The sequence below is a fragment of the Cryobacterium breve genome, assembly GCF_027594785.1.
Taxonomy (GTDB): Bacteria; Actinomycetota; Actinomycetes; order Actinomycetales; family Microbacteriaceae; genus Cryobacterium; species Cryobacterium breve_A.
Genome location: NZ_CP075584.1, coordinates 3,847,294 through 3,870,277, shown reverse-complemented (window position 1 = coordinate 3,870,277; position 22,984 = coordinate 3,847,294). Strand labels below are relative to the sequence as shown.

General features: G+C 68.3%; 23 protein-coding genes, 1 tRNA gene and 2 pseudogenes. 8 read left to right on the top strand and 18 right to left on the bottom strand.

Annotated features, from left to right (window positions below):
* Positions 1 to 38: 38 nt before the first annotated feature.
* A complete protein-coding gene (locus KIV56_RS18865; protein WP_281534625.1) occupies positions 39 to 1,010 on the bottom strand; it encodes an aldo/keto reductase in 972 nt (323 codons plus the stop codon).
* A 109-nt stretch (positions 1,011 to 1,119) separates the two neighbouring features.
* On the opposite strand from KIV56_RS18865, the gene KIV56_RS18860 reads away from it, so the two are divergent.
* On the top strand, positions 1,120 to 1,458 hold the full coding sequence (locus tag KIV56_RS18860; RefSeq protein WP_281534624.1) for a hypothetical protein: 339 nt from the start codon (positions 1,120 to 1,122) through the stop codon (positions 1,456 to 1,458).
* A 33-nt stretch (positions 1,459 to 1,491) separates the two neighbouring features.
* Here the strand turns inward: KIV56_RS18860 and KIV56_RS18855 are convergent, their stop codons facing one another.
* The 5 genes from KIV56_RS18855 to KIV56_RS18835 form a co-directional block, all read right to left on the bottom strand.
* Positions 1,492 to 4,086 carry an ATP-dependent Clp protease ATP-binding subunit gene (locus tag KIV56_RS18855; protein ID WP_281534623.1) on the bottom strand — a complete coding sequence of 865 codons (2,595 nt, stop codon included), beginning with the start codon at positions 4,084 to 4,086 and terminating at the stop codon, positions 1,492 to 1,494.
* Positions 4,087 to 4,199: 113 nt separating this feature from the next.
* Positions 4,200 to 4,481, bottom strand: coding sequence for a hypothetical protein (locus tag KIV56_RS18850; protein WP_281534622.1), 282 nt, complete (start codon positions 4,479 to 4,481; stop codon positions 4,200 to 4,202).
* A gap of 79 nt (positions 4,482 to 4,560) precedes the next feature.
* On the bottom strand, positions 4,561 to 5,313 hold the full coding sequence (locus KIV56_RS18845) for a maleylpyruvate isomerase family mycothiol-dependent enzyme (protein WP_281534621.1): 753 nt from the start codon (positions 5,311 to 5,313) through the stop codon (positions 4,561 to 4,563).
* Positions 5,277 to 5,966, bottom strand: a complete 690-nt coding sequence (locus KIV56_RS18840) for an FMN reductase (RefSeq protein ID WP_281534620.1) — start codon at positions 5,964 to 5,966, stop codon at positions 5,277 to 5,279. The genes KIV56_RS18845 and KIV56_RS18840 overlap by 37 nt, the downstream gene beginning before the upstream one ends.
* 2 nt (positions 5,967 to 5,968) lie before the next feature.
* Positions 5,969 to 7,084, bottom strand: coding sequence for an LLM class flavin-dependent oxidoreductase (locus KIV56_RS18835; protein WP_281534619.1), 1,116 nt, complete (start codon positions 7,082 to 7,084; stop codon positions 5,969 to 5,971).
* Between the two features lie 494 nt (positions 7,085 to 7,578).
* Here KIV56_RS18835 and KIV56_RS18830 point away from each other — a divergent pair, with 494 nt between their 5' ends.
* Positions 7,579 to 7,788, top strand: coding sequence for a hypothetical protein (locus KIV56_RS18830; protein ID WP_281534618.1), 210 nt, complete (start codon positions 7,579 to 7,581; stop codon positions 7,786 to 7,788).
* A 19-nt stretch (positions 7,789 to 7,807) separates the two neighbouring features.
* On the opposite strand, the gene aroD is transcribed toward KIV56_RS18830, so the two are convergent.
* Together aroD and KIV56_RS18820 are read right to left on the bottom strand one after the other, a co-directional pair.
* The gene (gene aroD, locus KIV56_RS18825) at positions 7,808 to 8,587 is read right to left on the bottom strand and encodes a type I 3-dehydroquinate dehydratase (protein ID WP_281534617.1); all 780 of its coding nucleotides are present in this window, start codon (positions 8,585 to 8,587) and stop codon (positions 7,808 to 7,810) included.
* The gene (locus KIV56_RS18820) at positions 8,584 to 9,492 is read right to left on the bottom strand and encodes a shikimate dehydrogenase family protein (RefSeq protein WP_281534616.1); all 909 of its coding nucleotides are present in this window, start codon (positions 9,490 to 9,492) and stop codon (positions 8,584 to 8,586) included. The genes aroD and KIV56_RS18820 overlap by 4 nt, the downstream gene beginning before the upstream one ends.
* A 127-nt stretch (positions 9,493 to 9,619) precedes the next feature.
* On the opposite strand from KIV56_RS18820, the gene KIV56_RS18815 reads away from it, so the two are divergent.
* The 3 genes and pseudogenes from KIV56_RS18815 to KIV56_RS18805 form a co-directional block, all read left to right on the top strand.
* A complete protein-coding gene (locus tag KIV56_RS18815; protein ID WP_281534615.1) occupies positions 9,620 to 10,072 on the top strand; it encodes a Gfo/Idh/MocA family protein in 453 nt (150 codons plus the stop codon).
* Positions 10,026 to 10,601, top strand: a complete 576-nt coding sequence (locus tag KIV56_RS18810) for a Gfo/Idh/MocA family protein (protein ID WP_348648583.1) — start codon at positions 10,026 to 10,028, stop codon at positions 10,599 to 10,601. The genes KIV56_RS18815 and KIV56_RS18810 overlap by 47 nt, the downstream gene beginning before the upstream one ends.
* A gap of 72 nt (positions 10,602 to 10,673) precedes the next feature.
* Positions 10,674 to 10,865 (top strand): annotated as a pseudogene (locus KIV56_RS18805) (SUMF1/EgtB/PvdO family nonheme iron enzyme); the annotation flags it as partial.
* On the opposite strand, the gene KIV56_RS18800 reads toward KIV56_RS18805, so the two are convergent.
* The 10 genes from KIV56_RS18800 to KIV56_RS18755 form a co-directional block, all read right to left on the bottom strand.
* The gene (locus KIV56_RS18800) at positions 10,840 to 11,622 is read right to left on the bottom strand and encodes an HNH endonuclease signature motif containing protein (RefSeq protein ID WP_281534614.1); all 783 of its coding nucleotides are present in this window, start codon (positions 11,620 to 11,622) and stop codon (positions 10,840 to 10,842) included. The pseudogene KIV56_RS18805 and the gene KIV56_RS18800 sit on opposite strands and share 26 nt — an antisense overlap.
* The gene (locus tag KIV56_RS18795; RefSeq protein WP_281534613.1) at positions 11,603 to 12,496 is read right to left on the bottom strand and encodes a DUF222 domain-containing protein; all 894 of its coding nucleotides are present in this window, start codon (positions 12,494 to 12,496) and stop codon (positions 11,603 to 11,605) included. The genes KIV56_RS18800 and KIV56_RS18795 overlap by 20 nt, the downstream gene beginning before the upstream one ends.
* A 100-nt stretch (positions 12,497 to 12,596) precedes the next feature.
* Positions 12,597 to 14,027, bottom strand: coding sequence for a DHA2 family efflux MFS transporter permease subunit (locus KIV56_RS18790; RefSeq protein WP_281534612.1), 1,431 nt, complete (start codon positions 14,025 to 14,027; stop codon positions 12,597 to 12,599).
* Positions 14,017 to 14,547 (bottom strand): PadR family transcriptional regulator, encoded by a 531-nt coding sequence (locus tag KIV56_RS18785; protein WP_281534611.1) that lies wholly within the window; start codon positions 14,545 to 14,547, stop codon positions 14,017 to 14,019. Before KIV56_RS18785 ends, KIV56_RS18790 begins: the two co-directional genes overlap by 11 nt.
* Positions 14,548 to 14,598: 51 nt before the next feature.
* Positions 14,599 to 15,663 carry an LLM class flavin-dependent oxidoreductase gene (locus KIV56_RS18780; protein WP_281534610.1) on the bottom strand — a complete coding sequence of 355 codons (1,065 nt, stop codon included), beginning with the start codon at positions 15,661 to 15,663 and terminating at the stop codon, positions 14,599 to 14,601.
* An 82-nt stretch (positions 15,664 to 15,745) separates the two neighbouring features.
* Positions 15,746 to 16,372 carry an FMN reductase gene (msuE, locus tag KIV56_RS18775; protein WP_281534609.1) on the bottom strand — a complete coding sequence of 209 codons (627 nt, stop codon included), beginning with the start codon at positions 16,370 to 16,372 and terminating at the stop codon, positions 15,746 to 15,748.
* Between the two features lie 10 nt (positions 16,373 to 16,382).
* Positions 16,383 to 17,834: an NtaA/DmoA family FMN-dependent monooxygenase gene (locus tag KIV56_RS18770; RefSeq protein ID WP_281534608.1), complete on the bottom strand. Its 1,452-nt coding sequence runs from the start codon at positions 17,832 to 17,834 to the stop codon at positions 16,383 to 16,385.
* Positions 17,835 to 17,967: 133 nt separating this feature from the next.
* A tRNA-Met gene (locus KIV56_RS18765) sits at positions 17,968 to 18,041 on the bottom strand.
* A 7-nt stretch (positions 18,042 to 18,048) separates the two neighbouring features.
* The gene (locus tag KIV56_RS18760) at positions 18,049 to 18,216 is read right to left on the bottom strand and encodes a hypothetical protein (RefSeq protein WP_281534607.1); all 168 of its coding nucleotides are present in this window, start codon (positions 18,214 to 18,216) and stop codon (positions 18,049 to 18,051) included.
* Positions 18,213 to 20,297, bottom strand: coding sequence for an FAD/NAD(P)-binding protein (locus KIV56_RS18755; RefSeq protein WP_281534606.1), 2,085 nt, complete (start codon positions 20,295 to 20,297; stop codon positions 18,213 to 18,215). Before KIV56_RS18755 ends, KIV56_RS18760 begins: the two co-directional genes overlap by 4 nt.
* A 200-nt stretch (positions 20,298 to 20,497) precedes the next feature.
* Between KIV56_RS18755 and KIV56_RS18750 the strand changes: the two genes are divergently transcribed.
* From KIV56_RS18750 to KIV56_RS18740, 3 genes and pseudogenes are all read left to right on the top strand, one after another.
* Complete coding sequence (locus tag KIV56_RS18750; protein WP_281534605.1) at positions 20,498 to 21,112, top strand: GNAT family N-acetyltransferase; 615 nt, start codon at positions 20,498 to 20,500, stop codon at positions 21,110 to 21,112.
* Positions 21,113 to 21,116: 4 nt separating this feature from the next.
* A complete protein-coding gene (locus tag KIV56_RS18745; protein WP_281534604.1) occupies positions 21,117 to 22,148 on the top strand; it encodes an amino acid ABC transporter permease in 1,032 nt (343 codons plus the stop codon).
* Positions 22,145 to 22,955, top strand: a pseudogene (locus tag KIV56_RS18740) (amino acid ABC transporter ATP-binding protein). Before KIV56_RS18745 ends, KIV56_RS18740 begins: the two are co-directional and overlap by 4 nt.
* Positions 22,956 to 22,984 lie beyond the last annotated feature (29 nt).

Genomic DNA, 22,984 nt, shown 5'->3' with positions numbered 1-22,984 from the left:
CGTGTCGGGATTCGGTTCGGGATCCAGTTCGTGCCTGGTCACCAGGCGTAATCCTCCGGGGCGGGCTTGTGCCCGGGGAAGATCTCATCGAGCCGGGCCAGCGCCGCAGCGTCGAGGGTGACGTCGAGAGCCCGGAGACCGTCGTCGAGCTGGGCCTGGGTCCGCGGCCCGATGATCGGCGCCGTCACTCCCGGCTGGTGCAGGAGCCAGGCCAGCGCCACGTCTCCCGGCTCGTGTCCCAGCTCTGCGGCGAAGTCCTCGAAGGCCTGGATGGCCGGTCGGTGCGCGGCGAGGGTCTCGGCGGATCGGCCCTCGAGGCGCCGTTTCCCGTCGCGCTCCTTGCCGAGCACTCCCCCGAGAAGACCGCCCTGCAACGGGGACCAGGCGATCACGCCGAGCCCGTTCGCGCGCGCCGCCGGGAGCACTTCGAGCTCGAGGTCCCTGGTGAGGAGGTTGTAGATCGACTGTTCACTCACGAGACCGGTGTAATTGCGGCGCCGCGCTTCCGCCTGGGCCGTCGCGATGTGCCACCCGGCGAAGTTGCTGCTGCCGGCGTAGAGGATCTTGCCCTGAGCGACGGCGGTCTCCATGGCCTGCCAGATCTCGTCCCAGGGAGTTTCCCTGTCGATGTGGTGGAACTGGTAGACGTCGATGTAGTCCGTCTGCAACCGGCGGAGGCTCGCATCGAGGGCACGGCGGATGTTGAGGGCCGAGAGCCGGCCGTTGTTCGGCCAGTCCGAGGTCGTCCCGTAGAGCTTGGTGGCGAGCACGGTTCGCTCCCTGCGCTCGCCGCCGCCCGCGAACCACCGGCCGACGAGGGACTCGGTGGCCCCTGGCCCGAGGTCGCCACCGTAGACGTTCGCCGTGTCGAAGTAGTTGATCCCCGAGGCGAGCGCCGAGTCCATGATCGAGTGCGCCTCCGGTTCCGGTGTGAGCGGCCCGAAGTTCATGGTGCCGAGGCACAGGCGGGAGACGGACAGACCAGAACGACCGAGGTGTGTGTATTCCATGACTTCAGCCTCCTCCGCGAGCACTGATCTGTCCAACAGCCGTCATTGCTGTGATTGACCAGTCCGGGTTCTCAATCAGGCGCCCGGAAAGCTGGGTACAGTTTCGAGCATGAAACTCACCGACATCGACCCGCCCGGTCGCAGTTTTTCGCGCTGGCTCACCGAGGAAGAGATCGGACGCGTGCTCGCGAGCGATCGCCATTGGCGGCTCGCCGAGGACGGGAGCGTCGTGGCAGGAAAGCTCAGGAAGATCAGGATCACCGATTCCCTCGAGGACCTCGGCCGTGCCGCCCTCGTCAACCGGTGGACAGCGCGGGCTGCCGCCCCCGGTAGCGACGGCAGCGGTCCGACGCACATCATGTGGGGCGTGTTCAATGCGCGCTCCGACACCGAGATCGCCGCAGAGATCGCCGCAGGGAACGCCGCAGGGACCGCCGCCAGGGGCTGAAACAGCCTGGCGGCGAGTCCTTGCTGCGACTCCCTAGGCGGCGATGGGCAGGGTCTGCCCCGGCGCGGATGCCGCGGCGGCGACGACGAGGGCGCCCTCCGAAACCGAGACCTCGACACCCGTGCTCGCCAGCAGGTCGGAGCCGACGAGCAGGTCTGCGATCCTGTCGTCGAGCTCACGCTGGATCACCCTGCGGAGCGGCCGGGCGCCGTACTCGGGTTCGTATCCCCGCGTGGCGATCCAGTCGATCGCCTCCTCGGTTACCGTGAAGCCGAAGCCCTGGGCGGCGAGCCGGGTGCGCGTCCCGCCGAGCAGCATCCGCACGATGTCGTGCAGTTGCGGAGCCTCGAGCTTGCGGAACAGCACGATCTCGTCGAGCCGGTTCAGGAATTCCGGGCGCATGGCCTCGCGGAGCTTGCCCATCACCCGGTCGCGGAGAGCCTTCTCCGAGCCGAAGCCGTTGTCGGCCCCGCCGTCGATCTGGGCGGTGAAGCCGAGGGCGCCGCTCCGGCTGGCGAGGAACTCGGAACCGAGGTTGGAGGTCATGATGATGACCGTGTTCCGGAAGTCGACGGTGCGACCCTGGCCGTCGGTCAGACGTCCGTCGTCGAGCACCTGCAACAGCAGGTTGAACACGTCGGGGTGGGCCTTCTCGATCTCGTCGAGCAGGATCACCGAGTACGGGTTCCTGCGCACGCGCTCGGTCAGCTGCCCGGCCTCGTCGTAGCCGACGTAGCCGGGAGGGGACCCGACGAGCCGGCTCACGGTGTGGCGTTCGCCGAACTCGCTCATGTCGAAGCGCACCATCGCGTGTTCGTCGCCGAACAGGGATTCGGCGAGTGCCTTCGCGAGTTCGGTCTTGCCGACGCCCGTCGGCCCGAGGAACAGGAAGCTCCCCACCGGCCGGCCCGCATCGTTCATCCCGGTGCGGTTGCGGCGTACCGCCTTGGCGATGAGCTCGACGGCGTCGTCCTGGCCGACGACGCGCCCGTGCAGCTCGGCCTCGAGCAGGCCGAGGCGGGACCGGTCGTCCGCGGTGAGGCGCGCGACGGGGATGCCGGTCGCGCGGGCGATGACGCCGGCGATCTCGGCCTCTCCGACGACGGCCTCCACCGCCAGCGCCTGCTTGGGGTCGTCCTCGCGCGCCAGCTGCGACTGCACCGCCTCGATTTCGTCGCGCAGCCGGGAGGCCTCTTCGTACTGCTCGGTGAGGACGGCCGCGCTCTTGGCCTCCTCGAGTGTCACCACGCGCGCACGCAGGGCCTCGAGGGCGTCATGGTCGGGCAGTGAGCCGAGGGTCAGGCGCAGCCGGGCGCCGGCCTGGTCGATCAGGTCGATGGCCTTGTCCGGCAGGAAGTGGTCTGGCACGTACCGGGCGGAGAGCTCGACGGCGGCACGCAGCGCCTCGTCGGTGTAGCGCACGCCGTGGTGCTCTTCGTAACGGCCGCGCAGCCCCGCGAGGATGCTGACCGCGTCGTCGATGCTCGGCTCACCGACCCGCACGGTCTGGAAACGGCGTTCGAGGGCCGGGTCCTTCTCGACCTTGCGGTATTCCTTGAGCGTCGTGGCACCGATCACGTGCAGTTCGCCGCGCGCGAGCCTGGGCTTGAGGATGTTCCCGGCGTCCATGCCGCCGTCGCCGGATCCGCCGGCGCCGACGACGGTGTGGAGCTCATCGATGAAGATCACGAGCTCGCCGCTGTGGGCGCTGATCTCGTCCATGGCCTTGCCGAGGCGTTCTTCGAAGTCGCCGCGGTACCGGGTTCCTGCGACCATCGCCGCGAGGTCGAGTGCCACGACGCGCTTGCCGCGCAGTTGCTCCGGCACGGTTCCCGCGACGATGGCCTGCGCCAGTCCCTCGACGACGGCGGTCTTGCCGACGCCCGCCTCGCCGATCAGCACCGGGTTGTTCTTGGTGCGCCGGGAGAGGATCTCGATCGTCTGCTCGATCTCGTCTGCACGGCCGATCACGGGGTCGAGCTTCCCGTCGCGGGCCAGGGCCGTGAGGTCGGTGCCGTAGGTGTCGAGCGTGGGCGTCTCGGACGCGGAGGCCTGGCCTGATGCCTGTCCAGGGGCCCCGCCCGCTGCATCCGCCTGCGGCTCGCGCGCGCCCGCCTGCAGGGATTCCTGGGTGATGCCAGCCGAGGCGAGAATCTGGCCGGCCGGGGAGTCCTCATTCACCACGAAGGCGAAGAAGAGATGCTCGGGGTCGATGTACGTCGACCCGAAGGCGCGCGCGATCTGGTGCGCGTCGAGGAGGGCGCGCTGGGCAGACGGGGTGAGGCCTGGCGTCGCGTCCCCGGTCGGGTCGGAACGTTCCGGCAGGCGCTGCTCGGCGGCCAGGGCGAGGGCAGCGGGGTCTGCGCCGGCATTCCGGATCGCTTGGGCGGCGGGTTCGCGCAGGACGAGGACCCGGAGGATGTGCAGGACGTCGACGTGGGAGTGCCCGTGGTCGACGGCATACTGGGCGGCCTCGGCGAGCACCTCATGGGTGCGGCGGCTGAGCAGCCGGGTGATGTCAATCGGTCGTCCTGCCGGTGCTGCGCCCTGCTGGCCCTGCAGGTAGCGGGCGATGAACTCGTCGAACGAACCGTTGCCGGAATCGGCGGGGCCGAAGAATGTAGGCACGAGACCTCCTGATGTTGAAACTTGAGTGCTGTTGACTCAACTCAACGTCGGGCCGTTCGTTTCATTCCCGCCCCAGGCTGGGAAACGTCCGGTTACGCGGTCGGCGAACGCAGTCAGATCCCGAGGATGCCGCGGGCCACGACGACGACGACGGTCACTGCCGCGATGCCGAGTGCGCACAGGACCAGGCCACGGCCGTGGACGCCTGCGGGCATGACCCTGGCGGCGCGCAGCGAGTACGCGAACCCGACGAAGACGGCGATGACTCCCCAGAACGGGACCACGAGCGCGAGGACGAAGCCGGCGAGGGTGATCCAGAATCCCAGCGAACGCCCGGGTGTCTTCGTCCAGTCCGCGCGCGGTGCGCCGAGGGCGATCAGTCGGTTGTCCTGCATGTTCGCGCGCGGATCGTCCACACTCTGCCCCCGTTGTTTCGGCTCCCAGTCTCCCACGCGACGCAGGCGTTCAGGCGGCTCAGAGCCACCGCGGCGGGTCGGCCGGAGTCCCGGTGCTCGAGGTCACGTCCGAACCGCCCCGCCCGGTCGCCCACTTCACGAGGCCAGCGACGCTGCCGGACACGACGACGGGATGCTCGGAACGGAGGTCGCCGAACCTGCGCTCGGGCTGGGCTCCGGTGACCGAGAGCACAAGATCTCCCCCGTCGCCCCGCGCAGCCCACGCCGAGGTGATCTCGGCGAGCAGCCGGTCGAGCACCTCGACCGGCACGTCGTCGAAGGCGGCGCCGGTCGCGAGGTCGACCGTGTGCACCCAGAGTTCCTGGTTGCGCATCCACACGGTCTCGGACACGGGAATCTCGCGGCCGCTCGGAGTCCGGACCGGGTGGCTCCACGTCTCGGGCGTGAGCCGGCGCCACGCGGCGTCCAGCTGGATGGTCGCGACGTCGAACAGGGTTCGCAGGGCATCGCGGTCGAGCTCCGCCCCGGCGGCGATGTCGCTGTCGCGGGCCTCGTTCGAGGCGTACATCGGCGTTTCGACGTCGGTGCGCGCCCAGGTCACGAGCCGGACCATGCCCCTCGCGTTGTACGCGACGTGCGCGACCACGTGACGACGGCTCCAGCCGGGCAGCAGCGAATCCCCGTCGAGGTCGACGTTCGACAGCCCGTTGAGCTCGTGCGCGAAGAATGCGGTCGCGCGACGGGCGAGCAGGAGTTGCGCGAGCAGGCTCGGGGTCAGCGGGGAGAGCGGTGGGTGCGGGCATTCCCCCATTCTCGCAGGGAACGGGTCAGATCGAGGGCTGGAAGCCACCGGTCGGGCTGAAGGATGCGTCGATCGTGAACGGGTCGCGCACGGAGCCTGGAGCGGTCGGAGGCGGCGATGAGCGCCGCAAGCTCCCCGGCTGCCCTGTCGATGCGGTCGGGCAGCGTCTTGACCGTGTCCGCGCCGCTTCCCCAGTCCTCCGCAGCCGCGAACACCGCGGTGGTGGCGACGACGGCGTGCAGGTAGGTGAACATCGGGCGGATGGCGTAGTCGAGGGCCAGGGAATGGCGCGCGGTGCCCGCCGTCGCTGCGATGACCGTGGGCATGTCGGTCAGCGAACGGTTGTCGATGACGTCGAAGAACGATTTGAACAGTCCGCTCGCGCTGGTCGTGAAGATCGGCGTGACCGCGATGAGCCCGTCCGCACCGGTCACGGCTTCGATCACCGCGTCGAGCTTCGGGCTCGGGAATCCGGTGAGCATGTTGTTCATCACGTCGAGGGCGACATCGCGCAGTTCGAAGATCCTGACCTCGGTGGGGATGCCCTTCTCGGTCAGTCGGGCGGAGGTCGCCTCCGCGAGGCGGTCGGCGAGCATCCTTGTGGAGGACGGCTGGCTGAGGCCCGCGGTGACGACGGCGATGGTACGGGTGCGTTCGGTCATGGTCAGGCCACCGCGATCGGAGAGCCGACGGGTGCCGTGGCAGCCGCGGCAGCCGCGGCGACCAGCGACGCGTGGGTGGGGGCATCCGGTACCGTGGCCGGGCGGTTCTTCGCGAACTCGCGGCGCAGCACCGGCACGACCTCTTCACCGAGCAGATCGAGCTGCTCGAGCACGGTCTTGAGCGGGAGTCCGGCGTGGTCCATCAGGAACAGCTGGCGCTGGTAGTCGCCCACATAGTCCCGGAAGCCGAGCGTGCGGTCGATGACTTCCTGCGGGCTGCCGACGGTGAGCGGCGTCTGCGAGGTGAACTCCTCGAGGCTCGGGCCATGGCCGTAGACGGGCGCGTTGTCGAAGTACGGGCGGAACTGCTTCACGGCGTCCTGCGAGTTCTTGCTCATGAAGACCTGGCCGCCGAGTCCGACGATCGCCTGCTCTGCGGTGCCGTGGCCGTAGTGCTCGAAGCGCTGGCGGTAGAAGCCGACCATCTTCGCGGTGTGCGAGGCCGGCCAGAAGATGTGGTTGGCGAAGAATCCGTCGCCGTAGAACGCGGCCTGTTCGGCGATCTCAGGGGTGCGGATACTGCCGTGCCAGACGAACGGCGCGACGCCGTCGAGGGGGCGGGGAGTCGACTGGAAGCCCTGCAGCGGGGTGCGGAACTGGCCCTCCCAGTCCACGAATTCCTCGGTCCAGAGCCGGCGCAGGAGCGCGTAGTTCTCGAGCGCGAGCGGAATGCCCTGGCGGATGTCCTGGCCGAACCACGGGTAGACCGGGCCGGTGTTGCCGCGGCCGAGGGTGAGGTCGACCCGGCCGTCGGCGACGTGCTGCAGCATGGCGAAGTCTTCGGCGATCTTGACCGGGTCACTCGTCGTGATCAGGGTCGTCGCCGTGGAGAGGATGATGCGCTCGGTCTTGGCCGCGATGTAGCCGAGCATGGTGGTCGGGCTCGAGGGCACGAAGGGCGGGTTGTGGTGCTCACCGAGCGCGAAGACGTCGAGGCCGACTTCCTCGACCTTCTGGGCGATCGTCAGGATCGCCTTGATGCGCTCCTGCTCGGTCGGGGTACGGCCGGTGGTCGGGTCGGTTGTCAGGTCTCCGACCGAAAAGATTCCGAACTGCATGGTCAGCCTCTCTGAGTGTTCACTGCATTTTCTCGGGCAGTTTTTCAATGCATTTGCATGGATATCGTACCCAACCGCGATCGGGGGTTTCCTATTCCCGCACGACGGAGACCTCGCCTGAAACTTCGCGGTACTCAGGAATATCTCATGGATCGCCGATATCCGGCCGTTGACATCGCGGAGGGAATCACATAACGTTCCTCCAAAGCTCCTCCGCCCGATGAAGTGCTTCAGGATCCCCGTCGGCCGTTCGGTTACCCGCCGTACTGCCGCACTCGAGAAACCGCTTCATCACGGAAGGACCATTGATGCGGGAACGACTTCAGGCTTTGCCTCACGTCCGTTCGCGACATCATCCGCTGCGCCGCCCATCGGCCCCCACCACGCGCTGAGAGCGCTCACGAGGAACGCCTGGCACCACTGCCGGTTGTCCCTGGTTTGCTCGCCGCCGCAGCTCCCCCACACTCACCCCAGAGAAAGAATTGGGTATCCCCATGAACCACGAATCCTCCGACCTGCCACAGAAGTCCGAACACGAGAACGTCGAATACACCGAGCATCTGAAGCATGCCGACGAGACCGGGAACGCCCAGCCCCTGGCACCGTCGGAGGTGGGCAGCGTGTTCGCCGAGTACCGGCGTCGCCAGCTGAACATCTTCCGCGAACGCGAATCGACTCTCGAGCTCGACGACACGGCGATCTAGCGGGGATCAGCCGGCCCGGTCACCGGGCTGCGTGCACCAGGTCCAGGACGGCCCGTAACTCGCGAGCCTCGATCTGACCCGGAGCACTCGGGGCTCCGACGGAACCGAACGTGACACATGAACCGAAGGTCTCCCCGGCCAGCCTCGACACCACTCCCAGTCCGCCCATGGACATCGTGATCACCGGGCACCGGGCCTGCTCCGCGACGAACTCCGCGGTCGCGTCCATCAGGGTGAGAACATCGCGCGGGTTCGACGGCATCACCGCGAGCTTGAGCACATCCGCCCCGAGTTCCTGCTGCTCCGCCAGGCGCGCCAGGATCTCGGCCCGCGGCGGTGTGGATTCGAAGTCGTGCGAGGACATCACGACGACGACGCCCGCGTCGTGGGCCGCGCTCACGATGCCGAGCAGGACCGCCCGCTCGGTGAAGAGTTCGACGTCGATCGCATCGACGCCGGCGGTGATCGCCAGCCCGATCAGGTCGGCGTAGGCCTCCGGGGACACGTCGCGCTGCCCGCCTTCCCGCTTCGTGCGGAACGTGAAGATCACCGGGACCTCCTCCGGGAGGGCGGCACGCACGACGGCGATCGCGTCCCGGACCGCCGCCGGCGTGTCCCAGCCGGAGAAGAAGTCGATCCGGAGTTCGACGAGGTCGAAGTCGCCTGCGACGAGCCCGGACGCGGCCGCCGAGAGTTCGGCGATCGTCGCCCCGACGAGCGGAACGCAGATCTGCGGCCTGCCCTCGCCGAGCACGATCGAGCGCAACCGCACCGCGGGGCGCCCCGTCGTGCCGGTCACGATGCCTCGCCCCCTGCTAACTCCTGGGCCGGTGCCTGGTGGGGTGAAAGGCCGACGGCGGCCCGCATGGCAGCACGGATGCCCGCCTCACCGGGCACGGGTTCGTCCTGTTCCCCGCCGGTGAAGATGCGCACCTGGCTGATCGCCTGCTCGACGAGCATGTCGAGGCCGCTGAAGACGACGCCGCCTGCGGCAGCCCAGCCCTCGGCTATCGGGCTCGGCCAGGGGTCGTATGCGACGTCGAAAAGAATGGAACCGGCACCCACTGGCCGGAGGTCGAGGCCATCGGCGACCCCGCCCGGTAGCGTACTGATCACGAAGGGCAGCGGTCCGGCGCCGGCGAGCTCGCCGAGCCGCCGAAGCTGCACGGGGACCCCGAGCCGGTCGCCGAGCGCCACCAGTTCGGCGGCCCTGGCGGGATCGCGCAGGTAGACCGTGATCTCCCCCGCGCCGAGCACGTGCGCCGCGTAGAGCGCCGAGGCTGCCGTCGCTCCGCCACCGAGGATCACGGCAGAGGAGGCCGGGTCCAGCGCCGTCACCGTGCGGACGATGCCGTCGACGTCGGTGTTGAAGCCGTGCAACCGGCGCCGGCCGGTAGCGGTGTCGGTGGTGAACAGCACGGTGTTCGCGACGCCGAGTTCGTCGACGAGCGGCGACGTCGTGTCGAGCAGCGGGAGGACCTCGCGTTTGAGCGGCATCGTGAGGCTCAGTCCGAGCCAGCTGTCGTCGAGGGCGGCGAGCCACGCGGTCAACTCCCCCGTGCGGACCTCGGCCCGGGAATAGTCGAACGGGACGCCGAGCAGGCCGTAGGCCGTGGCATGGAGCACCGGCGACAGTGAGTGCCCGATCGGAGACCCCAGAACCGCGAGGCGACGGCGGCCGGCCGGGGAAACGGGTTCAGGCACGGGACCCTCCGATTCGTTTCTTCGACAGATGCGGCGGCAGGCCGCTGCTCAATGGTAGTGTCCCGAATATGTCCCTAAACGCAACAAATAGTCGTCGCAGTGCCGCGGCCCGTGGGTCGGTGCGCTGATGCTCCGGATCGGAATCCTCGGTGCCGCAGGCATCGCACCGGCCGCGATCATCCGGCCGGCGCGGCGACGCACCGATGTCGTGATCGCCGCGGTCGCCTCGCGCCGGGCATCCGCTGCCGCCGCCTACGCACTGGAACACGGCATCGAGCGATCATATGGCGACTATCGCGCACTCCTGGCGGACCCGGATATCGACCTCGTCTACGTCGCGCTGCCGCCCTCCGAGCACGCCGAGTGGTCGATTGCAGCGCTCGAGGCCGGCAAAGACGTTCTGTGTGAAAAGCCCTTCGCGATGAACGCCACCGAGGCCGGGCGAATGCGCCGGGTGGCCGCCGAGACCGGCCAGCGTCTCATCGAGGCATTCCACGACCGGTACCACCCGCTCAGCCTCGAGACTCGACGCCATAGTCGCCTCCGGCCGGCTGGGCGAGCTCGTATCGCTGCGCGGTGAGTTCTCCGGCAGCAACCCCTTCGACCCGACGTCGCTCCGGCACATCCCGGCCCTCGGCGGTGGCTCGTTGATGGACCTCGGGTGCTACCCGCTGCACTGGGTGCGGGCGCTCACGGGTGAGGAACCCCTCGTCACGAGCGCCGTCGCCACCCTGAATCCACTGGGGGCCGACATGAGCATGGATGCCGCGCTATTGTTCCCCTCCGGGGTCACCGCCCGGGTCTCGTCCAGCATGATCGCAGGCACTCTCCTCAACGCCTCGTTCGACATCGTCGGAACCGAGGGCAGCGTGCACGTCGACAACATGGTCTTCCCGTCCCGCGGCCACAGCATCCGCGAGGTCAACCGGGGAATCGAGAGCTGGCTCACGGTGCGCGGCAACGAGACCTACGATCACCAGCTTGATGCGGTCGTGCGCGGCCTCGCGAGCGGTGAACCGCTCCTCACGGAGGGGGACGATTCCCTCGGGAATATGACGGCGATCGATGCCATCTATGCCGCGGCTGGGATCGAGCGCGCCGTCGACTAGCACCTCCCCCATTCGGGGTGGACAAACCGGACGAACGCTGATTCCGGCTCAGGCTGCTGCACCTAGGAGGAAAGCCTCGATCCGGCTCAGCCCCAGTTCGCCGTACCGCGCAAGGTCGTCAAGGGCGGGTCTTTCCTGTGTGCGAACAGCTACTGCCTGCGGTACCGGCCCTCGGCCAGACGACCGCCACCGATCGACACGGGGATGAGCCATGTGGGCTTCCGCTGCGCAGTCCCGGTCAGTCGCGGTTGGGTGGCCCGGTAAGCACCTGATGGGCGCGGTGCCTGTTCGGTGGCCGCCAGAGTCGCTGGGGATCGATGAGCCCGGGAGCGCGCACTTGTGGTGAGCCGTTCACCATGCGGATCTCCCACCCGGAGGTGTCGATCGTGTGGTGATGGAACCAACAGAGTAGGACACCGTTGTCGACCGTGGTGGGTCCGTCCTTCGCCCACGGCTTCACGTGGTGCACTTCGGCCCAGTGTGCGGGGGCTTTGCAGCCGGGGATGATGCAGCCGCCGTCGCGGGCGGTGATCGCCCGGCGCTGCGCCCGGTTGAAGTACCGTCGCTCTGGACCGAGTTTGAGGACCTGGTTGTTCTCCCCGAACAGGACGCCTTGGAAGCCGCCGTCGCAGATCCGCTGATGCACGGTCTTGAGCGACACCGGGGCCTCGACGCCGTCGATCCACCCGACGCCGACGCCGCTCGCGAGGTCGGCGGCGTTCACGTGAACCATCACGGTCGGGGCTGACCCGCCCATCGACGGGGTGTCTTCGTCCCGGGCGGCGTGCTCGAACAGGGCCCGAAGGATGTCGGCGCGTTTCTCCCCGCCCGTGCGGGTGTCCGCGCGGCGTTCTCGCAGTTCGGCCTCGGTCACATCCAGCTCTGGGCCCGTACTAGCCTCGCCAGAGGTCTCGGCGCCGGGGATCATCTGCCCGGAGTCCATCAGCGCCTGCTCCTCCTCGGTGGGGAACGCGGGCCGGGAATGGAAGCTCAGAAAGGCGTCAAAGAGGGTGTTCATCATCCCGAACAGGCTCCGGTGTGACCCCACCCTTGACCGGGTACAGGCCGTTCTTCAATTGGCCGAAGCCGATGTTCGACTTCGCCTCAAAGAGATCCTCCTGCGGGAGCATCCCGTCGGGGTCGAGGATGGCTTGCCATTGCATCACCATGCCGCGGATCAGGTCCGCGGCCGCGGGGACTCCGGCGCCGGCGAGGATCTCGGTCTCGGGCGTGATCCACCCGGCCGCCGTGGCGACCAGGGCCCGTTCGGCGACCTCGACCTCGGCCGGGACCGCCCGGTGACTGACCGCCCCGAGCCCCGTGGTGATCAGCTCGGCCGCCTCCACACCGATATCCCCCGCCGCCAGCGCGGCCCCGACGACCGGGAACAACGGCGGCAACATCGCAAGGCCCGCCCGGCGGGGCAACACCGCGTCCCCGAGCTTGATGCGGCGCTTCACTTCCCGGGCCGAGACCCGCGTCACCCGGGTGAGTACATCCCAGGGGCCCCGGCAGCCCATGCGCCACGCCAAACCCTCCCGGCCGAGCACCCGGGCCCGCCGGTCCACATCCGTGGCGGTGTTCACCCGGGCCGCATCAACGTTGCGTCCGATCGCCTCCACAGTGCTGAGCGCCTTCACCGCTTCGGTGTCACTGAGCAGTCCGACCGGGATCGCGGCCAGGGCTTCTGCGAGAGCCGCCTGCGCCTCGACGAGCCGGGCGACAGCATCCGCATGCACCGACGGCACCGACCCGGCCAGCCCTTCCGCACCCTCGAAACCCTCGGCAACGGCGACCGGATGGGCCGACTCGACATCAACGGTGGACTGATCTCCCGCGGCCCCGGAATCGGGCGTCTGCGGGGTGTGTGACTGGGGATCCGAAGCTCCTGCCATACCCCGATTCTACCTCGAATCGAACAGGAATGCGAGACTTACTCACATAATTTTACGTCTCTCATCTTGAATTTAGGACCTGAACGCAGTCTGTCCGACGTTATTCGGCGACGGTGCTGACGAGCGGCACGGGCGTGTCCCTGCCCTGGGTCAGCCAGAGGGCCAGGGCCGCCCCGATCAGGGCGAGCCCGATCAGGATGGCTCCGACGAAGTGGAACGCGTCGATGGTCGCTTCGAGGGTCGCTCCCCCGGCCACGATGGACCCGAGGATGCTGACGCCGATCGATCCGCCCAGCCGCTGGGTGATGTTGAACAGGGTGTTTCCGTCGGCCAGTTCGTCCTCTCGGAGGGGTGCGAGCATCGCGATGAGCAGCGGCGTCGTGACGAAGCCGATTGCGATGGCGCGTCCGGACAAAATCAGCGCCGTCACCCAGAGCGGGGTGCCTTGCTCGAGGAAGAGCAGGAACACGCTCGACGCAGCGAGGATCAGGAACCCGGACACGACGAGCAGCCTGAGCGAGATGCGCCCGGAGAGCTTCTGGCCGACGTAGGTGCCGACGCCCATGATGATGCCCTGGGGCAGGAGGGCGAGTCCCGTCGCGATGGCCGAGTAGCCTTGCACGGACTGCGTGAAGACGGGCAGGAGGAAGACGGTTCCGAAGGCCACGACGGAACAGAGCACCTGCAGCACGAGGGCGACGGCCGAGTTTCGATGCCGGAACATCTGCACGTTGACCGCCGGATTCGGACGGTGCAGCGCCCAGAACGTGTAGAGCACCAGCAGGACGATCCCGATTCCGAGCGGCAGGTACGAGATCGGTTCGCCCCAGCCCTTGGCTGAACCCTCGGTCGCCCCGAAGAGCGCGCCGGTGAGGCCGGCGGCGAGCAGGGTGAACCCGAGCGGGTCGAAGCGGATCGAAGCGTTCGGCGGGGCGCCCAGGTGCTTGGGCACCCGCAACAGCAGGAGCAGGCCGACGATGCCGACCGGCACGTTGACCAGGAAGATCCAGCGCCACCCGCCGGCACCGATCAGGAGGCCGCCGAGGGTCGGCCCGAGCGCGGGCGCGAGGAAGAGCGTGAGCGCAGCGGAGATCGGGATGGTGCCGCCGCCGATGCCGTCCTTGCCGAGCAGGATACTCAGGGCCAGTGGCACGAGCGGCGCTCCGACGAAGCCCTGGACGGCGCGGAACGCAATGAGGGAGCCGATGTCGGGCGCGACCGCGCACGCCGCGGAAACGAGCACGAAGAGGATCATGCTGATCGTGTAGACACGCATGGTGCCGAATCGCTTGGCCGCGTACGCCGTGACCGCGAGAGCGACACCGAGTGCGAGCAGATAGCCGCTGACGACCCATTGCACCTCGTTGAGCGGCGCGTTGAGTTCCCGGCCGATGTCCGGGACGGCGACGTTGACAATGCTTGAGTCGATCATGCTCAGGAGCGGCCCGACCAGGAGGCCGTACCGGGCGACGGCACCGAGGCCGACCCGATCGGACGCTGCTCCGGCGGACGGAACGGTCTCAGTCGACATGGCCCGTGCCCTCTTCGTCATCCATCAGTCCGGTGACCCATTCCCGCTCGTGATGAAGGGTCGACAGCAGGTGCTCCATGCTCACGCTCGGCCAGTCCGTGCCCTCGCGCTCCGGTCGGGTCGCGATGAGGGCGGCGACCTGGGCGATCTTCTCGTCGAGGGCCGCCGCGCGGGCCGCCAGAATGGCGGCTCGGTCCCGAGAGGACACCTCGTCGAAGAAGCCAAGCCGGATCAGGAATTCCTCTTCGTTGCCAGCGAGGGCGTCAGGCAGGGTCGAGATGAGATCGTGGAAGAGTCCGCGACCGAGCTCGGTGATCGTGTAGACCTTGCGGGAGGGACGTCCGTCCTGGGCGGCGACGGCGTGCGTGACGGCGCCCGCCTTCTCGAAGCGGTGCAGGGCAGGGTAGAGCGAGTTGTTGCTCAGCGCTGCGAAGCTCGGCCGCTGCACACGGCGTTTCAGTTCGTACCCGTGGGCGGGGCTCGAGCGCAGGGCGCTCAGGACGATGATGTCGAAGACCATTAGTCCAGTATGACCTATGTCATGGTGTCCAAGTTGGGATCGCGACCTGGGTCAGGCGGTGGTGCCGGGCGTCCACCCGAGGGCCGGGGCGATGCGCTCGGCCACGGCCGTGAGGATGCGGTGCAGCCCCGCCGGCGGGTGGTCGAACGGCAGCGCGATTACGAGCTCGTCGGAACCGCGGAAGGCGACATCGGCGAGGAGGGCCTCGATGATGTCGTCGGGGTCGCCGGAGGGCACCTTGCCGAACTGGAACGGCAGGGCGGCTCCCGGGGTGCCGTATGCGCGCTGCCGCTCCTCGTCGCGCTCAATGAGCCAGGCGAACTCCTCGGCGTCGTCCTTGCCAAGGATCGGCAGCACCTGACGCCCGACAAGTGCGTAGGACGGCCGGTCGGTGACCGAGGCGTGGGCGGCACGGTACGCGGTGATCGACTCGAGCTGGGCCTCCTCGAAGGAGAGTTCGCTGGGTTCCGTGTTGAGGGTCGAGAGCTGCAGGCGGAGACCCTGCTTGCCGGTGCGCACCGCGCTCGGTGTTGCGCCTGCGCCGTAGTAGAGGCGGTCGGAGAGGGTCGGGCTGAGGGGCTGGGCGGTGAGCGGCGTGCCTGCCGGGAAGGCGGGGAAGCTCGCGTCGGCGACGGCGAGCGTGTCGCCGCGGAGTGCCGACCGGAAGGAGGCGAGCCGGGCATCCGCTTCTTCTCGGAGCGAGCCCGTGATGGCACCGTAGACGGGGCCGAAGATGCCCTCCGACTGGGCGTAGCCGGAACTCAGCCCCACCTCGAGGCGCCCCTTCGTGAGGAGGTCGGCGGTGGCCGCCTCCTCGGCGAGTCGCACCGGGTTCTCGAACCGCAACGGGGTCACGGAGGTGCCGAGCCTGATGCCCTCGGTGTGCTGGGCGACGACCGAGAGGAAGGTGAGCGGAGAAGAAAGATACTTCTCGAGGTGCCGGTGCCGCACCCACCCAGTGTCGAAGCCGAGCTCGTCCGCGTGCCGGAACAGGTCGATGCCGTCCTGCAGGCCTTGGGACGAGGCGCCCGCGACGCCACCGTGCTCGACGAACGCGAGGAAGCCGAGACGGAACGGGCGCGGCGCGTTGGTGGCACCGGAAGCTGTGGAGGTCATGTCCGGCAATCTAGCGTCAGGGCCACCCGGTTCAGGAATCGGGCAGGTCATGAAAGGTAAAGCAGCGTGACAGGCTCCAGGGTCACCTGGCCGCTTCGAGGCTCTTGTGCGTGCTGCGGATCAGGGGCAGGGCGCGCGTGACTGCGAGATCGATGCGTTCCTGCAGGTCGAGACTAGACACCTGATAGGAGGTGAAGTCGGAGTCCTTCGCATAGACGCCGATCGGGAGGGTGAGCGCCTGAAAGAATCCGAACAGGGGGCGCAGCTGGTGCTCGATGATCAGGGCATGGCGGTCGCTGCCCCCGGTGGCCGCGAGCAGCACCGGCTTGTCGACGAGGGCGTACTGGTCGACAAAGTCGAAGAGGTGCTTGAACAGTCCGGTGAATGACGCTCGGTAGACCGGGCTCGCGACGATGAGCAGGTCGGCGCCTTCGATCCGGGCGAGTTCGGCCTCCACGCTCGCGGGGAGCTGGTCTCGCCGCAGCGCGCCGGCGAACCGTTCGCCGATCTCGTGCACACCGATGAGGTGCGCCTCGATGGGGAGCTCCCGTCCGACGGAGGCGAGGATCTCCTTGAGGAGCGCCGTGGTCTTCGAGGGTGCGTGCAGACTGCCGGACACGGCGACGACGCGGAGCGGCCTGGTCGGTGCCTCGGTCGGCGTCTCGGCAGGCGTCACGGCGGATGCCTCGGTCAGGGGTGATTCGGTCATGGGTCGTCCTTCAGTCGGTGCGGGTGAGGTGCGCCGCGGCGAGCGGCGGTACGGGCGTGCCGTGCAGCGGGGATCGGAGGTGACCGCGGAGCGTGACGGCCTCGTACTCGTCCCTGACGAGCCCCCGGCTGCGGAGTTCGGGCACGACGAGACGGGCGAAGGTCTCGAACTGTTCGTGCAGGAAGGCGTTCAGAACGTTGAAGCCGTCGACCGCGCTCGCCCGGAACCAGGTTTCGAGGTGGTCGGCGATGTCGGCTGGCGACCCGACGACGATCGGGGACCTGATCAGGTGGGCGACGAGGAGGTGCCGGTAGGTGACCGGCCGCGTGCCGCCGATGGTGCGACCGGACCGGCGGGTGACCAGGTCGACGAGGCGGTCGCCCGCCGCCGTGAAGCGGCTCGCGGTGCCGGGCGTGACGGCCTCGTCGAAGCGTCGCTCGACGAGCGGAAGCCCGATGATCTGGCGCAGGTGCCGGATGTTCCGGTTGCCGGGCAGGTCGAGTTTCGCCGATTCCGGGGTCCCGTCGTCGATGGGGAACAACTCGACGAGCCTGTCGTAGACGGCCCAGGCATCCGCTCGCGTCTCGCCGACGATCGGGAGGACGAGGGCCACGATGGTCAGGGCGGATGCCGCACGGCCGGCCTCCTCGACCCTCGCCTTGGTCTCGTGGTAGAACTCGGCGGCGTCGCCCAGACTCGTCGGCGCGACCACGTAGATGTCGGCTTGCTCGGCCGCGAACTGCTGGGCGCGACGCGAGGTACCGGCGTGGACGAGTGGGACATGGCCCTGAACGGGGCGCTGCACGTTGAGCGGACCGGCCACCTCGAAGGCCGGCCCGACGTGGTCAAGGGGCGTGACCCTGGACCGGTCGATGATGGCCGCGGTCGCCACGTTCCTCGTGAACGCGTCTTCACCCCAGGTATCCCAGAGACCGCGAAGCACGGCGACGTACTCGTCGGCCACCTCGAAGCGATCGAGCTGGGAGCGGGCCCCGGGCGGCCCGAAATTCGCCTCGACCTTCGCATCGGCGCCGACGGTGAGGTTCAGCCCGAAGCGCCCTCCGCTGAGCCGGTCGATCGACGCAGCGGCCCTGGCCGTCGCGTATGGCTCGGAGTGGGCGGCCTCCACGGTTCCGACCAGACCGATCCGTCGCGTGATCGCGGCGAGGTAGGCCGCGGTGCTCATCGAGTCGATGCGGGAGAGCAGGTGTGGGTCGGAGAACTCGAGCTCCGGATCCGTGGCGAGCCAGTCGCCGAGGAACAGGTAGTCGAGGCCGGCCTTCTCCGCGGCGAGCGCGAGCCGCTTGAGCGCACGGGGATCGGTCGACGGGTCGTTGTGCGCACCGGGATAGCGCCACCCGGACGGGAAGGACCCCAGGGTGCGCACCATCGCACCGAGCACGAGGTGGCCGTCGCGCTCCGACCAGTCGGCGTCGGACGCCGGGGAGGTGTGATTCGTCATGGGTCGACGCTAGGCCGGGTCGATTCGGGCCGGGGTCCCGGCCGACACATCCCGTCGCGGACGGAAACATCTCGTAAAGAATGCATGATCGCTGGCGTTTTCGCTCGCCAGTGCATAGCTTCGACGGTTGGTGACGCGACGGCAGGATTCGAACCTGCGACTACCGGAATATGAAACCGGTCCCTTCGTCCTCTCGGGCACGCCGCGGTGCAATTCAGGTGGTGAGCGTGTCCCTTCGGTCGAAGCGGGCGACACCGTCATCGACGAGGCGCAGGAGAAAGTGCGGCGAGGTCGCAAGCAGTGTCTCGTCACCCGGCACCGGGCAACTCGCCAGGAATGCCCACAGGGCCCGGATCGCGTCCCGGACGGCGTCCCGGATCATCGGGTGCTTCCGGCCAGGTTCGCCGGCAGGCGAGTGCGTTGCGGTCCGCCCACGAGGCCGTCGAGGTGGACCAGGAGCGCCCTGGCGACCTTGTCGTTCTCGCGGAAGGAGATCGCATTCGTGCGCGGACGGGAGAACGCGCCGACGAACGGCGAGTTCGTGTACGGCCCGATGGCGAAGCGCCTCGGGTGGTGGTCTCCGCCGGGAGTCAGCACCCGCGTGTCGGCCTGGCGCACCGCGAGGTGTCCCGTGCTCCCGGTGAAGCCGGCATCCGTCGCCTGTTCCTCGACACCGCTGCCGGAGTCGAGGAGCGATCGGAGCAGCGGGTTGTCGCTCGCGGAGACCACGGTGTCGGGAAGCCGCGCGTCGACGAGCGCTGTCGCCGTGACGACCCGGTCGAGGTTGGCGCTTCCGGCCCGGAACAAGCCCGTCGCCTCGTCGGCTTGCACCCAGAGGTCACCGCCGAGGAATTCGACGATGCCGGCCTCGGAGAGCGCGAGAAGTTCCTCGAGCCGGTGACCGGGCGGGCCGCTCGCGATGAAGCTGAAGTAGCCGAGCCACCAGCCATGGATGTCGCGCACCCGCGACTGTGCGCTCCATTTCGGCGAATCGATGATGTCCGAGAGCGCGAAGAGGCTCCGGAGCAGAGCGATGAAGAGGGCGAATGTCGCGCTGTGCTCCGGCGCGGTGCGGAGCGTCAGGTCCCGGCGGATGTAGTCGCGCAGGGCGTCCTGGAGCTCAGCGGCAGACTCGAACCGGAGCCCGTCGAGGGGACGATCGAAGTCGGGCAGGAACAACCAGTCGATGGGGTCGGCGACGGTCGACTCGACGAGGACGCGGAACCGGGCCGCGTCCTGCTCGATGAGGAAGGTGTCGGCACCCCAGTCGGGAAGCGGATGACTCGCCGGACGTTCCCCTGACCGTTCCGGCCGGGCTGCCGCGACCGGCAGCGCCCGGGGGTCGAGCGCGGCGAAGCGGTCGGAGAAGTCCGCCCAGGACGTGGACACCCGCTCGGGGTGCCCGGTGAACAGCTCCCGGTAGTATCCCCAGACCATTTCCTGCGCGATCAGCGGCCAGACATCGCTCGTGAAGTCGAGGCTCGTGCTGTCCCTGTCGAGTGCCGCGGCAACGTCGGGTGTGAAGAACCGCGGAACCGGCGGCTCCCCGACGAGGGTCGAGCTGATCTTCGAGTGGTACGGCACACCTCTGCGCGACCCGATCAACACTCGCGGTTCGAGCCCGGACGGCGCGTAGTGAAGCCGCCCGTCGGGCAGGCGGGTGAACCGGCCGCCCCTGCCCTCGGTCAGGAGCACGGTGAGGTCCACTGCCGCGAGGCCGAAGCCGCGCACGATGATCCGTTCGCCGGGCTCGATGCCGCTCGTGTCGGCATCCGCCGTGAAGGCGGGCGGCAGGTAGTAGCGGGCGTGACGGCGGGCGAACTCGGCGAGGGCGGAGTGCTCGGGGGACGGGTCTGCGCCGTTGTGGCCGAGGGAGTAGAGCACGAGGTCGACGTTGAGCGTGACCCCGGTCGAGAGGACGACGAGCTGGCCGGCAGCATCGTCGTCAACGGCCGCGGCGTCGTCGACCCGGATGGCAGTGGCCCGGTGCGACTGGACGGTCACGTTCGGCCCGAGTGCGGCGACGGCCTCCTGGTGGAACCAGGTGAGATAGAGGCTCTGCAGGCGGCGGGTGGGAAAGCTCGCCCCGGTGAGCCCGGCGATCTCGGCGGCGAGGATGTCGTCGACCACAGGGATCTCGATCGTTCCGGCCCTCACCCCGGCGGCCCACTCGATCAGGGACGGCCCGGGGAGAACCGGCCCATCGATGACCGAGGTCTCGTCGGTGAACATCGTGACGTCCTCGGCGAGGGAATTCAGTTTGAGCAGCGGGGACTGGTCGTGCCGCCAGATCCGGCCGGCTCCCGGTGGGAACGGGTCGATCACGTGCACGACAAGGGGTCGGTCGCTCCCCCAGGTCTCGTCGAGGTTCGCCGCGAGGCGCTCGAGCACTCCGGATCCCCGGGGACCGCCGCCGATGATCGCGATGGCGGGGGTGGTGTGGGTGCTTCTGGTGTCGCTCATGACACAAGAGTCGTCTCGACGGCGACAAATCCCGCCCAATGTGTCGCACCGTGACGAGGTGACGAATTGTGAAGCGGATGCGTTGGCGCCGCTTCGAAGACCCCCTTAGGTTTCAAATCCAGCGGGGCCGTCCCGCTTCCTCGCTCCCCCACCGCTTCCCACCGCTATCCACCGATACCCACGAGAAAGGCAGGTACCCCGTGGCCATTGAATTCGCAGACACCACCACCACGCGAGACACCTTCGTCTACATCGCCGCCGACGACCCCCTCGCCCAGCCGCTGCTGACGGACCTCGCCGCGGAGTACCACTCCCGGTACGGCTCGTACTTCGGCGAAAGTGCGTCCACTGAGATCTCTCGGTACCCGGTCGATGCCTTCGCGGCGCCCGACGGTGCCTTCGTCGTGCTGGTGCGGGACGGCATCCCGATCGCGGGCGGCGCCTTCAAACGGTTCGACGAGCGCACCGCAGAGCTCAAGCGCATCTGGACGGCGGCCTCCCATCGCCGTCAGGGTCTTGCCCGGTTCGTGGTCGCCGAACTCGAAGCCGAGTCCGCCAGGCGTGGCTACGACCGGGTGTTCCTGACGACAGGCCCGCGCCAGCCCGAAGCGAAGAACCTCTACCTCGTCACGGGCTACACGCCACTCTTCGACACGGCTCTGACCCCCGACGAGGTCGTGATCCACGCCTTCGCGAAGAGTCTTGACGCCCAGGACCTCGACGTTTCCGGTATCACGGCGGCGCACTATGCGGCCATCCGCCGTGAGCACGCTGACAACCCGCGCTTTGTCGCGCTGATTCCCGAAAGCGATTGAGACCATGACGGATACCGTGAAGGAACACCGGTCGGCGGCTCCGACACAGGACTCTCCCCAGATCGTGAATCGGGACTCGCCCGATTTCGCCGCCCTCAAGGTCGTGCACACCCGCCACTACGTGCGCTGGATCTTCGGCGCCCTCGTGCTCTTCGTCGTGCTGCAGTTCCTCTGCAGCCTCGCGACGAACGACAAGTACGGCTGGCCGGTCTTCGCGACCTATTTCTTCGCTCCGGCGATCCTGAAGGGTATCCAGCTGACACTAGCCCTGACGGTCGTGTCCGGGACGATCGGGTTCATCCTCGGCACACTGCTCGCCCTCGCCCGGCTGTCCAAATCGCCGATCCTGAACAGCGTGTCCTGGTCGTTCATCTGGTTCTTCCGCTCGGTTCCCCTGCTCGTGCAGTTGCTGGTCTGGTACAACCTCGGCTACTTGTACCCGCGCCTCGGACTCGGCGTCCCGTTCACCGACAATTACTTCTGGAGCTTCGACACCGTCACCCTGGTCAGCCAGTTCGCTGCCGCGGTGCTCGGCCTCTCGCTCAACCAGGCGGCGTACTCCGCCGAGATCATTCGCGGCGGCATCCTTTCGGTCGACCAGGGCCAGCTCGAGGCCGCGGCCGCCCTCGGACTCCCCCGACACGTACGGGTGTTGCGGATCATCCTGCCCCAGGCGGCCCGGGCGATTCTCCCGAACGCGTTCAACGAGATCATCGGCCTGATCAAGGGCACCTCGATCGTGTCAGTCATCGCCCTCGGCGAACTCTTCTACGTCACCCAGGTCATCTACAACCGCAACCAACAAGTGATCCCACTGCTGCTCGTCTCGGTGGTCTGGTACATCATCTTCACCACCGTGCTGAGCGTCGCCCAGTTCTACGTGGAGCGCTACTTCGCCAGGGGCGCCCTCCGAGTGGTTCCGCCGACGCCCATCCAGGCGGCGCGGGCCTGGGTGAACACCCAATGGGCGCGGCTCGACGAGAAACCCGAAGCACCCGAAGCAGCGACAACCCGGATCGGCGGAAACGGATCATGAGCATCGCAACAACCCAGGCGTCCGGCACGGTGACCGCACCGTGGACCCGCGGCCTCGTCGAAATTCGCGGGGTCTCCAAGATCTACGCCGGCCACGAAGTGCTGCACGACGTGAACCTGACCGTGCGGCCAGGGGAGGTCGTCGCGATCCTCGGCCCGTCCGGGTCGGGCAAGTCCACCCTGCTCCGCACGATCAACCACCTCGAGAGCGTCGACCGAGGCTGGGTCACCGTGGACGGCGAGCTGATCGGCTACGAGCAGCGCGGCGACCGGCTCTTCGAGCTGAAGGAACGCGAAATCCTCAAGCGACGCACGAACGTCGGCGTCGTCTTCCAGAACTTCAACCTCTTCCCGCACCTCACCGCCGCCGAGAACATCGCCGTCGCCCCCGTCGCCCTCGGGCGGCTCGGCAAGTCGGATGCTCGCGAACTCGCCCTCGGACTCCTCGCCAAGGTAGGCCTCGCCGACAAGCCGGACGCCTATCCCCGCCAGCTCTCCGGCGGCCAGCAGCAGCGCGTCGCGATCGCGCGCGCCCTGGCCCTGCAGCCCAAGGTGCTGCTGTTCGACGAGCCGACATCGGCGCTCGATCCCGAACTCGTCGGGGAGGTCCTCGACGTGATCCGGGACCTGGCCAAACTCGGCACGACTCTCATCATCGTGACCCACGAGATCGGATTCGCCCGTGAGGTCGCCGACCGGATCGTGTTCATCGACGCCGGGCACATCCTCGAAGTCGGTCCCCCCAGAGCAGGTCTTCGGTTCTCCGCAGCACCCACGCACCAAAGAATTCCTGGGACGCGTGCTCTAAGGCGCGTTCCGGGCCATCCATCCACCACC

Excerpts from the sequence above, each read along its gene's own strand:
- KIV56_RS18865 (WP_281534625.1), bottom strand. The coding sequence starts at position 1,010 with ATGGAATACACACACCTCGGTCGTTCTGGTCTGTCCGTCTCCCGCCTG.
- KIV56_RS18860 (WP_281534624.1), top strand. The coding sequence starts at position 1,120 with ATGAAACTCACCGACATCGACCCGCCCGGTCGCAGTTTTTCGCGCTGG.
- KIV56_RS18850 (WP_281534622.1), bottom strand. The coding sequence starts at position 4,481 with ATGCAGGACAACCGACTGATCGCCCTCGGCGCACCGCGCGCGGACTGG.
- KIV56_RS18845 (WP_281534621.1), bottom strand. The coding sequence starts at position 5,313 with ATGGGGGAATGCCCGCACCCACCGCTCTCCCCGCTGACCCCGAGCCTG.
- KIV56_RS18840 (WP_281534620.1), bottom strand. The coding sequence starts at position 5,966 with ATGACCGAACGCACCCGTACCATCGCCGTCGTCACCGCGGGCCTCAGC.
- KIV56_RS18835 (WP_281534619.1), bottom strand. The coding sequence starts at position 7,084 with ATGCAGTTCGGAATCTTTTCGGTCGGAGACCTGACAACCGACCCGACC.
- KIV56_RS18830 (WP_281534618.1), top strand. The coding sequence starts at position 7,579 with ATGAACCACGAATCCTCCGACCTGCCACAGAAGTCCGAACACGAGAAC.
- KIV56_RS18815 (WP_281534615.1), top strand. The coding sequence starts at position 9,620 with ATGCTCCGGATCGGAATCCTCGGTGCCGCAGGCATCGCACCGGCCGCG.
- KIV56_RS18800 (WP_281534614.1), bottom strand. The coding sequence starts at position 11,622 with ATGATGAACACCCTCTTTGACGCCTTTCTGAGCTTCCATTCCCGGCCC.
- KIV56_RS18795 (WP_281534613.1), bottom strand. The coding sequence starts at position 12,496 with ATGGCAGGAGCTTCGGATCCCCAGTCACACACCCCGCAGACGCCCGAT.
- KIV56_RS18790 (WP_281534612.1), bottom strand. The coding sequence starts at position 14,027 with ATGTCGACTGAGACCGTTCCGTCCGCCGGAGCAGCGTCCGATCGGGTC.
- KIV56_RS18785 (WP_281534611.1), bottom strand. The coding sequence starts at position 14,547 with ATGGTCTTCGACATCATCGTCCTGAGCGCCCTGCGCTCGAGCCCCGCC.
- KIV56_RS18780 (WP_281534610.1), bottom strand. The coding sequence starts at position 15,663 with ATGACCTCCACAGCTTCCGGTGCCACCAACGCGCCGCGCCCGTTCCGT.
- msuE (WP_281534609.1), bottom strand. The coding sequence starts at position 16,372 with ATGACCGAATCACCCCTGACCGAGGCATCCGCCGTGACGCCTGCCGAG.
- KIV56_RS18770 (WP_281534608.1), bottom strand. The coding sequence starts at position 17,834 with ATGACGAATCACACCTCCCCGGCGTCCGACGCCGACTGGTCGGAGCGC.
- KIV56_RS18760 (WP_281534607.1), bottom strand. The coding sequence starts at position 18,216 with ATGATCCGGGACGCCGTCCGGGACGCGATCCGGGCCCTGTGGGCATTC.
- KIV56_RS18755 (WP_281534606.1), bottom strand. The coding sequence starts at position 20,297 with ATGAGCGACACCAGAAGCACCCACACCACCCCCGCCATCGCGATCATC.
- KIV56_RS18745 (WP_281534604.1), top strand. The coding sequence starts at position 21,117 with ATGACGGATACCGTGAAGGAACACCGGTCGGCGGCTCCGACACAGGAC.